This window comes from Allobosea sp. 10L422 (genome assembly GCF_056395345.1).
In genome coordinates, this window is record NZ_JBFTJI010000003.1 from 386,887 (window position 1) to 397,922 (window position 11,036).

Sequence of the window (11,036 nt, forward strand, 5' to 3'; positions counted from 1 at the left end):
CGGCCGAGACAAAAATACCCGGCGCGCAGGTTCTGCGCGCCGGGTATCGCAAGCGGACTTGCTTTCTCACTCCGCAGCTTGGAGCACCGGCGCCTCGACATCGTGCCGGGCGAGCGGGCGGTTGCGCGCCAGCTTGCGCATCAGCACGTAGAAAACCGGCGTCAGGAAGATGCCGAAGGCGGTGACGCCGATCATGCCGGAGAAGACCGCGATGCCCATCGCCTGGCGCATCTCGGCGCCCGCGCCGGTCGAGGTGACCAGCGGCACCACGCCCATGATGAAGGCGAGCGAGGTCATCAGGATCGGGCGGAGCCGGAGCCGGCTCGCCTCGATCGCAGCCTCGACGGGCGTCCTGCCCTCGAATTCCAGCTCGCGCGCGAATTCGACGATCAGGATGGCGTTCTTGGCCGATAGTCCCACCAGCACGACGAGACCGATCTGGGTGAAGACGTTGTTGTCGCCGCCCGAGAGCCAGACGCCGGTTAGCGCCGCGAGCAGGCCCATCGGGATGATCAGCAGGATCGCGATCGGCAGCGTCAGGCTCTCATACTGCGCCGCCAGCACCAGCAGGACGAGCAGGATCGCGACCGGGAAGACGATCACCGCCGAATTGCCCGCCAGGATCTCCTGATAGGTCAGCTCGGTCCATTCGAAGGCGAAGCCTTTGGGCAGGGTTTCCGCCGCGATCCGCTCCACCGCCGCCTGCGCCTGCCCCGACGAGAAGCCCGGCGCCGCACCGGCATTGATGTCGGCCGAGAGGAAGCCGTTATAGCGCATCGCGCGTTCTGGGCCTGAGTCGGAGCGAACGTTCAGGACAGCGCTGAGCGGGATCATCTCGCCCGCGGTGGAGCGCACCTTGAGCTGGCCGATATGCTCGGGCTGGGCGCGGAAGGGTGCGTCGGCCTGGACGCGCACGGTATAGGTGCGGCCGAAGCGGTTGAAGTCGTTGACATAGGTGGAGCCGAGATAGGTCTGCAGCGTATCGAAGACTTCCGTCACGGGTACGCCGAGCTGGCGGGCCTTGGTGCGGTCGATATCGGCATAGAGCTGCGGGACGTTGACCTGGAAGCTCGAGAACATGCCGGCGATCTCGGGCGCCTGCGCGGCTTTGGCCATGAAGGCCTTGGTCGCCTCGTCGAGCGCCGCGTAGCCGAGGCCGGCGCGGTCCTCGATCTGCAGCTTGAAGCCGCCGATGGTGCCGAGCCCCTGCACGGGCGGCGGCGGGAACATCGCGATGAAGGCTTCCTTGATACCGCCGAACTCCTTGTTGAGCTGCGCCGCGATGGCGTTGCCGCTGAGCGAGGGGTCCTTGCGCTGGTCGAAGGGCTTCAGGCCGACGAAGACGATGCCGGAATTGGAGGAGTTGGTGAAGCCGTTGATCGAGAGGCCGGGGAAGGAGATCGCGTTCTCGACGCCCGGATGCTTCAGCGCGATCTCATCCATGCGGCGGATGACATCCTCCGTCCGGTCGAGGGTCGCCGCGTCCGGCAACTGCGCGAAGCCGACAAGATACTGCTTGTCCTGGCCCGGCACGAAGCCTGACGGCACCGCCTTGAACAGCACGCCGGTAAGGCCGAGGAGCACGACATAGACCGCGAGCATCACCGCGCGATGCGAGATCACCCGGCGCACGCCGCCGCCATAGGCCTCCGACGAGCGGTTGAAGAAGCGGTTGAACGCGCGGAAGAACCAGCCGAACAGCTTGTCCATGGCACGGGTCAGCGCGTCCTTGGGCGCGTGGTGGCCCTTGAGCAGCAGCGCGGCGAGAGCCGGCGACAGCGTCAGCGAGTTGATCGCCGAGATCACCGTCGAGATCGCGATGGTCAATGCGAACTGGCGGTAGAACTGCCCGGTCAGGCCGGAAATGAAAGCGAGCGGCACGAAGACGGCGACGAGCACCAGCGCAATCGCGATGATCGGGCCGGAGACCTCGCGCATCGCCTTATAGGTCGCCTCGCGCGGGGAGAGGCCGTTCTCGATGTTGCGCTCGACATTCTCGACCACGACGATGGCGTCGTCGACGACGATGCCGATGGCGAGGACGAGGCCGAACAGGCTGAGCGCATTGATCGAGAAGCCGAGGATGTACATCACCGCGAAGGTGCCGACGACCGAGATCGGCACGGCGACGAGCGGGATGATCGAGGCCCGCCAAGTCTGCAGGAAGACGATGACGACGAGCACGACGAGCGCCACCGCTTCCAGCAGCGTGGAGATGACCGCCTTGATCGAGGCGCGGACGAACTGGGTGGTATCGTAGACGATCGAGTAGTCGACGCCCTCGGGCATGTTCTGCTTGATCTCGCGCATCGTCTCCTGCACGCGGTCGGCGATCGCGATGGCGTTCGAGCCCGGCGCCTGGAAGACGGGGACGGCGACGGCCGACTTGCCGTTGAGCAGTGAACGCAGCGCATAGTCCGCGGCACCGAGCTCGATGCGGGCGAGGTCGCGCAGGCGCACGACCGCGCCGTCAGCGCCGGTCTTGACGATGATGTCGCCGAACTGCTCCTCGTTCTGGAGGCGGCCCTGCGCGTTGACCGAGAGCTGCAGGTCGAGGCCGGGCGCATTCGGCGAGGCGCCGATGACGCCGGCCGCGGCCTGGACGTTCTGGGCGCGGATCTCGCGCACGACGTCGCCGGGCGAGAGCCCGTGCTCGGCGACCTTCTGCGGGTCGAGCCAGACGCGCATCGAATAGTCGCCCGAGCCGAAGAGCTGGACCTGGCCGACGCCGTCGATGCGGGCGAGCCGGTCCTTGACGTTCAGCACCGCGTAGTTGCGCAGATAGGTCATGTCGTAGCGGCCGTTCGGCGAGGTGATGTGCACCACCATCGTCAGGTCGGGCGAGCTCTTGACCGTGGTGACGCCGAGCCGGCGCACCTCCTCCGGCAGGCGCGGTTCGGCCTGGCTGACCCGGTTCTGCACGAGCTGCTGGGCCTTGTCCGGGTCGGTGCCAAGGCGGAAGGTGACGTTCAGCGTCATCACGCCGTCGGTCGTCGCCTGGCTCGACATGTAGAGCATGCCCTCGACGCCGTTGATCTGCTCCTCGATCGGCGTCGCCACCGTCTCGGCGATCACGCGCGGGCTGGCGCCCGGATATTGCGCCCGCACGACGACCGTCGGCGGGACGACCTCGGGATATTCCGAGATCGGCAGGGCCCTGATCGAGAGCAGCCCGGCCAAGAAGATCAGAACGGAGAGGACCGCCGCGAAGATCGGCCGGTCGATGAAGAATTTCGAGAGGTTCATGGGGCGCCCCTTCGGAGCGGATATTGTGTTGGGAAAGCACCGTCATGCTCGGGCTTGACCCGAGCATCTCCTGCCGCAAGAGGCTCCTTCAGCCTCCTCCTGCCTGAGATTCTCGGGTCTGCGCTCCGCTTCGCCCGAGAATGACGGCCGTGTTTTTCAGCGTTGTGCGAGTTCGGTCGCGGACTTCTTCAGCTCGCTCTTTTCGGCCATCGGCACCGGCTGCGGCGCAACGACCGCGCCGGGCCGGACGCGCTGCAGCCCGTTGACGATGATGCGCTCACCGGGCTTCAGCCCGGCATTGACCACGCGCAGCCCGTCATATGCGGAGCCGAGCGAAACCTCACGCCAAGTCGCCTTGCCGTCGTCGCCGACGACGAAGACGAACTTCTTGTTCTGGTCGGTTCCCACCGCGCGCTCGTTGATGACGAGCTGCTGCTCGGCCTTGGCCTGCCCGAGCTGCACCCGCACGAACTGGCCGGGCATCAGCCGGCCATCAGGATTGTCGAGCAGGGCACGCACCCTGACCGTGCCGCTGGCGCCGTCGATGCCATTGTCGACGAAGTGCAGCCGGCCGCTAAACTGCGCCGCCTCGGCGGTCGCCGTGGTCAGTTTGACCGGAATCTGTTCGAGCGCGCGCGAGCCTTGGGGCAAAGAGGCCAGCGTGTCGAGCACGCTGCGTTCGTCGGCATTGAAGGCCGCATAGATCGGATCGACCGAGAGCAGCGAGGTCAGGACCTGACCGCCCGCCGCGATCAGATTGCCGACGGTGACGTCGAGCCGGCCGATGCGGCCGCTGATCGGCGCGCGAATCTGCGTGTAGTCGAGGTTGAGCTGCGCCGTGCGGCGGGCGGCCTCGGCGGCGCGGAGATTGGCCTTGGCCTCGCGCAGCGCATTCACGCGGGTGTCGAGATCACGCTGCGAGAGGTTGCGGGTCGCGCTGAGCTGCTGGCCGCGCTCGTTCTCGCTGTCGGCGAGAGCAACGCGGGACTGGGCAGCGAGCACCTGCGCCTCCGCCCGCTCCAGATCGGCGAGATAGGGCGCCTGATCGATGCTCACGAGCAGATCGCCCTGCTTGACGAGGTTACCCTCGCGGAAATGCACGGCTTCGACGACACCGGCGACGCGCGAGCGCAGTTCGACACGCTCGATCGCCTCCAGCCGGCCGGAGAACTCCGCCCAGGGCACGATCTCGCGGGCCTCGACGGTCGCGACGGAGACGGGGATGGCGGGCGGCGCCGCGGGCGCGGTATCGCCCTGCGCGCGGGTCCCGGAGAGGGCAAAGACCGTGATGGCGGTCAGTGCGACTGAGGCGGTGAGGCCGGCCAAAAGGCCGCGACGGTTCGTTCCCGGAATCATGGGTCGGTCCTTCCTTGGAAATGCCGTGGGTGTTCGAAAGTGGGGGAGCGCTAGGAGGGCGCGGTCCGTTCATAGAAAGCGGCGATCTCGCCGCAGCTCTTGCAGAGACAGGAGCCTTCCTCCGCCGCATCCGCATAGGCCTGCGGCCAGCGGGTCGGCGCGGTGAACTCGACATGGCGGACGACGATACCGGCCTGGCCGAGGCGGGCGGCATATTGCGCCGCCTCGTCCCGCATCGGGTCGTCCTGCCCGCTGATCAGCAAGGCTGGCGGCAGGCCGGCGAGGCGGGTCGCCTGGAGCGGAGCCGCGTAAGGGTGGGCGGCGCGCTCGGGCGTGCCGAGATAGTCGGCCCAGCCATCGGCCCAGCGGCAGCCGACCGGTCCGGCCTGGGCGCCGCGCAGCGAAGCCGTGCCGAGGCAGGCATCGAGCATCGGCGACAACAGGATCTGGCCAGCAAGCACTGGGCCGCCGCGATCCCGCGCCATCATGGCCAGCGCCGCAGCGAGATTGCCGCCGGCTTCCTCACCGGCGACATAGATCGGCGCGCCGCGCGTCGCCCAGCGATTGCGCCCCCTGGCAAGAGCCTCGAGCGCTGCATAGATGCGCTCCAGCGTCTCGGGGAAGCGCTGCACCGGCGCAAGCGGGTAAGAGAGCGAGAACACGACCGCGCCGGCTTCCGTCAGGGCCGTGGCGACGGCCTGCCCCTGCGCCGGCGAGCCGCTGTTGAAATGGCCGCCATGCAGATGCAGCACGAGGCCTGCATTGTCCGGAACCTCGGCGGGAACGTAGAGGCGGCCGGTGAAGGTCTCTCCACCGGCGCTCAGTCTTTCCTCCCGCCAGAAGGCGGAAAGCACCGGCTGCAGCTTCTGCGCGGCGATCGCGGGCATTGGCTCACCCTCGCTGTTGCGTTGCAGCACGAATTAGTGAATCAGTATTTCGGAATAAATAGGCTATCCACTCATTCATTATTTCCATACGGAAACAATCCGACGTCATGGACCAGTTGGCAGCAATGCGGGCCTTCGTGCGGGTCGTCGAGACCGGAACCTTCACGCGCGCCGCCGATCTCCTCGACATGCCCAAGCCGACCGTCACCAAGCTGATCCAGCAGCTCGAAGCGCATCTGCGCGCCAAGCTCCTGAACCGGACGACGCGGCGCGTGACCGTCACCATGGACGGCGCGGCCTATTACGAGCGGGCGCTGCGCCTGCTCGACGAGCTTTCCGAGCTCGATTCCAGCCTCACGCTGGCGCAGTCGCGGCCGAGCGGGCGGCTCAGAGTGGATTGCAGTTCCTCGCTGGCGATCTCGGTGATCATCCCGGCGCTGCATGAGTTCCACGCGCGCTATCCCGACATCCAGCTCGATCTCGGCCTGAGCGACCGCCCGGCCGATCTCATCGGCGAAAACCTGGATTGCGCGGTGCGGGCCGGCGAGATCACTGACCAGAGCCTGATCGCCCGGCGGATCGGCGAGATGCAGCTCCTCACTTGCGCCTCGCCGGACTATCTCGCCCGCTTCGGCACGCCCCGCCATCCGCGCGACATCGAGGACGGCCATCAGATCGTCGCCTACCGACCGGCACTCGGCGGCCGCGTGTTGTCGATGATCTACCAGAACCCGGCCGAGACGATCGAAATCAACGGCCGCTACGCCATCTCGCTCAATGACGGCACCGGCTATCTCGCCGCCGGCCTTGCCGGCCATGGCATCGTGCAGCTGCCGACCTTCATGGCCCGAGAGCCGATCGCAGACGGGCGGCTGGTGCCGCTCCTGCTCGATTGGTGCGCGGCACCGAAGCCGCTTCACATCGTCTATCCGCCAAACCGGCACCTCAGCAACAAGGTGCGCGTTTTCGTCGACTGGCTGGCGGAGCTGTTTGCCAAGGACGATCTCGTAGGAAATGCGAAGGGCGTTTCGATGCTCTGCCCGGCACTAAAGTTCGCGGCCCAGCAGGCTTCTGCTGAGGCGCCGGAGAAAGGCTCGATCGAAACCGCCTGAGCCGAGCGGCATGGGTTGTCGCGTCATGAAGGCCCGTCGAAACGGGTGCCGCTTGGGAGGACTCCCAGTCGGATGAGCCGGCTGTCGGCCACCGCCGCCAGACGATGCGCCATCGCCTCCCGGTAGATCGGGTCGCGCAACATCTCGGCGAAACTGTCGGGGCTGGGATATTCCGCGATGAAGCAGATATCCCAGCGCTCCTCCTCCGGACCGATCATGCCGAGCTCGAAGCGGCCCCGCCAGACGATACGGCCGCCGAGCCGCGCGAACACCGGCGCGCTGATCCTGCCATAGCTGGCATAGGCCTCCGCGCCAGTAGCTCTCAGCCCGTCGGGATAACCGGCTTCGGCATGCAGCCGGATCAGATTGAGCATATGGACCGGCCCGGGCCGGTTGTCTGCGCGGAACGCGGCGAAGGCCTCGCGCGAGAAGCTCGTGAAACCCGTCATGGTTGGCCTCCCAGTTACACCGCGGCCTTAGCCGACCAGGATCCGGGATAGGCCGGCTTGCGGCGCGCCATCCAGGCATCGAGCCCCTCCCGCAGATCGGCAGTCGGCGCCATCCGGGCGAACTGTTCCCCTTCGACAAGCAGCCCCTCCGCAATGCTCTGGTTGAGGCCGCGCGTGACCGCCCGCAGGATGCTCGCTGCCGCAAGCGGCGAATGCCGCAGAATTCGCCCGGCCAGATCGCGCGCGGCCGGCATGAGCTGGTCATGCGCGACGACCTGATTGACGAGGCCGAGCTCGACGGCTCGCTCCGGCGAGAAGACGTCGCCTGTCAGCAGCAGCTCGAGCGCGCGCTTGCGCCCGGCTAGGCGCGGCAGACGCTGGGTTCCGCCGAAGGTCGGCGGCATGCCGAGATTGATCTCCGGCTTGGCGAAGGAAGCTCGCTCGCTCGCGATCGCCAGCGGAACGGCTTCGGTAATCTCACAGCCGCCGCCGAAGGCCAGGCCGTTGACCGCGGCGATGATGGGCTTGGGAAAGACTTCCAGCCGCGCGGTGAGCCGTTGGCCGCGCATGACGAAATCCCGCATGGCGACATCGACACCCTGCGCGACACTGCGCGAGAACTCATGAATGTCCGCCCCTGCCGAAAATGCGCGGTCGCCCGCTCCCGTCAGGATCACGACCCGGATGGCTTCATCGGTCTCGATCAGGTCGAGCAATTCGAGGAACCGGTCGATCAGGGCGTAGCTCAAGGCGTTGAGCTTGTCGGGGCGGTTTAGGGTCAGCGTCGCGATGGCATCGCGGGTGTCGGTTAGGACGAGATCGCTCATCGGCGTTCCTTTCCAGCAGGTTCACCGGAACATGATCGCGGCCTTTGCGATTTGTGTATATTCACTAGTCGGTATACATAGCGGAATGGCCGATGCACCCAGCCCGACGCGCAAGCGCATCATCGACGCCGCCACCAAGCTCTTTTATGCGGAGGGTATCGGCCGCGTCAGCGTGGACGCCGTGGCCGAGAAGGCAGGGCTGACCAAGCGGACGCTCTACTATCATTTCAAGAGCAAGGACGATCTGGTCGCCGCCTATCTCGATGCCCGGGATCAGCCGAACCTGAAGCAGATGGCCGGCTGGTTCGAGGCTGCCGATGGCGGCGTCGACTGCAAGGTGGAAGCGATCTTCGCCAATCTGGCCCGCGTCGCGCGGCATCCCAAGTGGAAGGGCTGCGGTTTCCTGCGCACGGCCGCGGAACTGGCTGCCATGCCCAGCCACCCGGCCGTCAAGGCGGGGGCACGTCACAAGGCGAATTTCGAAAGCTGGTTGTCGCAGGCGATGCAGGATCGCGGCCTTGCCGACGCGCAAGCTCTGGCCCGCGAAATCGTCCTGCTGATGGATGGCGCCTTTTCGATCATGCTGATCCATCGCAATCCCKATTATATCGAAGCGGCCGGCCGCGCCGCCGGATCGCTCGTAAGGGCGCGCGGCCCGGCAAAAGGATAAACCGTGCATGCCCGCGGCTTGCGCAGAGCAAGATAATCGATTGTTCTTCATCCTGATTTCGATTGGGCAGGGCTGACGCATGCACACCGTCAAGGTCATCGGTATCGGCTTCGCCCTGCTTGGCATCCTGCTCGTCGCTGCGCCTCGGCTCGCCATCTCCGCCGGCCGGCCGATCGCGTTCGCCATCCGATTGTTCCTGCCGCTCTGGCTGGTCGGCGCCCTGATCAACCTCTGGATCGGCGTCAGCCGGGCGGGCTATACCGTCATGGAGGAAGCGCCTATCTTCCTCATCGTCTTCGGCGTGCCGGCGGTAGCCAGCCTGCTGATCCTCTGGTCGACCTCGCGAATTGCCCGATGAGCCTTCAATCCGTCCGCGCCTTCTTCGCCGAACGCGCTCCCGACATCACCGTCGTCGTGACCGATGAGAGCAGCGCCACAGTGCCGCTCGCCGCCGCGGCCCATGGTGTCGAACCCGGCCAGATCGCCAAGACGCTCTCACTGCGTATCGGCGAGGAGGTCGTCCTGGTCGTGACGCGCGGCGATGCGCGGCTCGACAACAGGAAGGCGAAGGCCGGGCTCGGCGGCAAGCCGCGCATGCTCGGGCAGGAAGAGGTTGAAGCCCTGACGGGCCACCCGGTCGGCGGCGTCTGCCCCTTCGGTCTGGCAACGCCGCTCAAGGTCTATTGCGACCTCTCGTTGAAAGCCTTCGATATCGTTGTCCCGGCGGCTGGCTCGACGCATAGCGCGCTGCGCATCGCGCCGCAGCGCATGGCCGAGCTCACCCAGGCCGAATGGGTCGATGTCTGCCAGGAAGTCGTGGTGCAGGAGGCGGTCACGACGGCCTGAACCTCAATCTCTGGTTCGTGCAATCAGTTCCATCGCCGCCGCGGGATTGCGGACCTTCCCGCCGCTGATGACATAGAGGAAGACGTCGCGCTTCCGTTTGGGCGCGGCCGGCCCGACCGTCTCCAGCCCCTCCGGTACCCCGCCTTCGGCCCAGTCCCGAGCTGCCTTCGCCCAGCGTGTGAGACCAGTCTCGGAATAGCCGGTCGGCTCGGCTTCCTGCGTGCCCATGATCCGCGCATAGACGAAGGGTGCCGTCACATCGGCGATCTGCGTATAGTCGGCATCGGCAGAGGTGATGACGGCGACACCATGCTCGCGCAGCATCGCGATGAAATCAGGCGTGCGGAAGCTGTCGTGCCGGACCTCGACGGCATGGCGTAGCGAGACGCCATCCAGTTCCTTCGGCAGGAGCTTGAGGAAGGCCTCGAAATCTTCGGGGTCGAATTTCTTGGTCGGCATGAACTGCCAATTGATCGGCCCGAGCTTATGCCTGAGCTCGGTCAACCCGCTGTTCAAAAATTTCTCGACCGATGGAGCGGCCTCGGCAAGCACGCGTCGGTTGGTGCAGAATCGCGAGCCCTTCAGCGCGAAGACGAAATCCTCGGGCGTCTCCTCGCGCCATCTCGCAAAACTCTCCGGCTTCTGCGAACCGTAATAGGTGCCGTTGATCTCGATCGAGGTTAGCTTGCTCGCGGCATATTCGAGCTCGCGCTTTTGCGGCAGATCCTTCGGGTAGAAGGATCCGCGCCAGGGTTCGTAGACCCAGCCGCCTATGCCGATATGGATTCTTCCTGCTTCCTGCGCCATGCCTCACTCCATCTCTCCGGGATCGCCGATCCTGCCGCGGCGGCTCCCGAAGCACCACCCGTTTCCAGCGGCTAGTCATGGTATTACGGCTGGCGCTCCTCCGCTGTCAGGAGAAACCGACGGCCCGACAGTGGACGCCTCGAAAGTCAGCAGCATAATGCGAGCGGCTTTCCTCCAGATCGAGACTGAGAGCGGCCCGATGAAACCGGAATTGACTCACGCGAATCGGCATGTGGGCGACCGTCTTCGGCTGCTTCGCGGCAAGATGGGGCTCGCTCAGAAGGACATCGCTCGCTTGCTTGGTGTCTCGCATCAGCAAATCGGGAACTACGAGGATGGGTCCGATCGGCTGACCGCCGGCGCGATCTTCGTTCTCTCTCAGCGGCTGGGCGTCGATCTGCATTTCTTCTTCGAAGGCCTGGCCACGAGTCCATCGGCGAGCGGCTTGGCCGAGGAGCCGGCGGCCGATTACGAGGCCGAGCCTACGCCGCCTTCCGAAGGCCACCGGTTGGACGAGGCCTTCGCGCGAATCCGTTCGCGAAAACTGCGGCTTCTCGCAATCCGGCTTGTCGAGGCCGTCGCAGTCGATGGAAAAAGCGAAGCGGACAGCAAATCTGCCGGCGCCCCGCAGGCCGATCCATAACCGTGACGCGCGCATCACTTGGTGCGGACGCCTGCTTTGCGCTGTTTTTCTGGATTTTAGACGCAAAAACCCGCCGCTGCTTGCGACGGGTTTTTGTGTTTGGTTGCGGGGGCCAGATTTGAACTGACGACCTTCAGGTTATGAGCCTGACGAGCTACCGGGCTGCTCCACCCCGCGGTAAGGATATGGGACC

11 protein-coding genes and 1 tRNA gene are annotated in these 11,036 nt (G+C 65.9%); 5 read left to right on the forward strand and 7 right to left on the reverse strand.

Going from position 1 to position 11,036, the window contains the following annotated elements:
- Positions 1–66: 66 nt before the first annotated feature.
- The 3 genes from AC1DEZ_RS10050 to AC1DEZ_RS10060 all read right to left on the reverse strand — a co-directional run bounded on the left by AC1DEZ_RS10050 (position 67) and on the right by AC1DEZ_RS10060 (position 5,489).
- Positions 67–3,246 (reverse strand): efflux RND transporter permease subunit, encoded by a 3,180-nt coding sequence (locus AC1DEZ_RS10050; RefSeq protein WP_476779649.1) that lies wholly within the window; start codon positions 3,244–3,246, stop codon positions 67–69.
- A 156-nt stretch (positions 3,247–3,402) separates the two neighbouring features.
- Positions 3,403–4,602, reverse strand: coding sequence for an efflux RND transporter periplasmic adaptor subunit (locus tag AC1DEZ_RS10055; RefSeq protein WP_476779650.1), 1,200 nt, complete (start codon positions 4,600–4,602; stop codon positions 3,403–3,405).
- Between the two features lie 50 nt (positions 4,603–4,652).
- Complete coding sequence (locus tag AC1DEZ_RS10060) at positions 4,653–5,489, reverse strand: alpha/beta hydrolase fold domain-containing protein (RefSeq protein WP_476779651.1); 837 nt, start codon at positions 5,487–5,489, stop codon at positions 4,653–4,655.
- A gap of 107 nt (positions 5,490–5,596) precedes the next feature.
- On the opposite strand from AC1DEZ_RS10060, the gene AC1DEZ_RS10065 reads away from it, so the two are divergent.
- Positions 5,597–6,601, forward strand: coding sequence for a LysR family transcriptional regulator (locus AC1DEZ_RS10065; RefSeq protein WP_476779652.1), 1,005 nt, complete (start codon positions 5,597–5,599; stop codon positions 6,599–6,601).
- A gap of 23 nt (positions 6,602–6,624) precedes the next feature.
- Here AC1DEZ_RS10065 and AC1DEZ_RS10070 read toward each other — a convergent pair whose 3' ends face one another.
- Both AC1DEZ_RS10070 and AC1DEZ_RS10075 read right to left on the reverse strand, forming a co-directional pair.
- Complete coding sequence (locus tag AC1DEZ_RS10070; RefSeq protein ID WP_476779653.1) at positions 6,625–7,050, reverse strand: DUF1330 domain-containing protein; 426 nt, start codon at positions 7,048–7,050, stop codon at positions 6,625–6,627.
- Between the two features lie 14 nt (positions 7,051–7,064).
- Positions 7,065–7,877, reverse strand: coding sequence for a crotonase/enoyl-CoA hydratase family protein (locus AC1DEZ_RS10075; RefSeq protein WP_476779654.1), 813 nt, complete (start codon positions 7,875–7,877; stop codon positions 7,065–7,067).
- 85 nt (positions 7,878–7,962) lie between these two features.
- On the opposite strand from AC1DEZ_RS10075, the gene AC1DEZ_RS10080 reads away from it, so the two are divergent.
- From AC1DEZ_RS10080 to AC1DEZ_RS10090, 3 genes are all read left to right on the forward strand, one after another.
- Entirely contained in the window at positions 7,963–8,547 is a 585-nt protein-coding gene (locus AC1DEZ_RS10080; protein WP_476779655.1) for a TetR/AcrR family transcriptional regulator, read from the forward strand.
- A gap of 79 nt (positions 8,548–8,626) precedes the next feature.
- Positions 8,627–8,905 (forward strand): hypothetical protein, encoded by a 279-nt coding sequence (locus tag AC1DEZ_RS10085; protein ID WP_476779656.1) that lies wholly within the window; start codon positions 8,627–8,629, stop codon positions 8,903–8,905.
- A complete protein-coding gene (locus tag AC1DEZ_RS10090) occupies positions 8,902–9,393 on the forward strand; it encodes a YbaK/EbsC family protein (RefSeq protein WP_476779657.1) in 492 nt (163 codons plus the stop codon). Before AC1DEZ_RS10085 ends, AC1DEZ_RS10090 begins: the two co-directional genes overlap by 4 nt.
- Before the next feature lie 3 nt (positions 9,394–9,396).
- Here AC1DEZ_RS10090 and AC1DEZ_RS10095 read toward each other — a convergent pair whose 3' ends face one another.
- Complete coding sequence (locus tag AC1DEZ_RS10095; protein WP_476779658.1) at positions 9,397–10,200, reverse strand: DUF72 domain-containing protein; 804 nt, start codon at positions 10,198–10,200, stop codon at positions 9,397–9,399.
- On the opposite strand from AC1DEZ_RS10095, the gene AC1DEZ_RS10100 reads away from it, so the two are divergent.
- Positions 10,199–10,843 (forward strand): helix-turn-helix domain-containing protein, encoded by a 645-nt coding sequence (locus AC1DEZ_RS10100; protein ID WP_476779659.1) that lies wholly within the window; start codon positions 10,199–10,201, stop codon positions 10,841–10,843. The genes AC1DEZ_RS10095 and AC1DEZ_RS10100 overlap by 2 nt on opposite strands.
- A 100-nt stretch (positions 10,844–10,943) precedes the next feature.
- On the opposite strand, the gene AC1DEZ_RS10105 is transcribed toward AC1DEZ_RS10100, so the two are convergent.
- Positions 10,944–11,020 (reverse strand) — tRNA-Met (locus AC1DEZ_RS10105).
- Between the last annotated feature and the right edge of the window lie 16 nt (positions 11,021–11,036).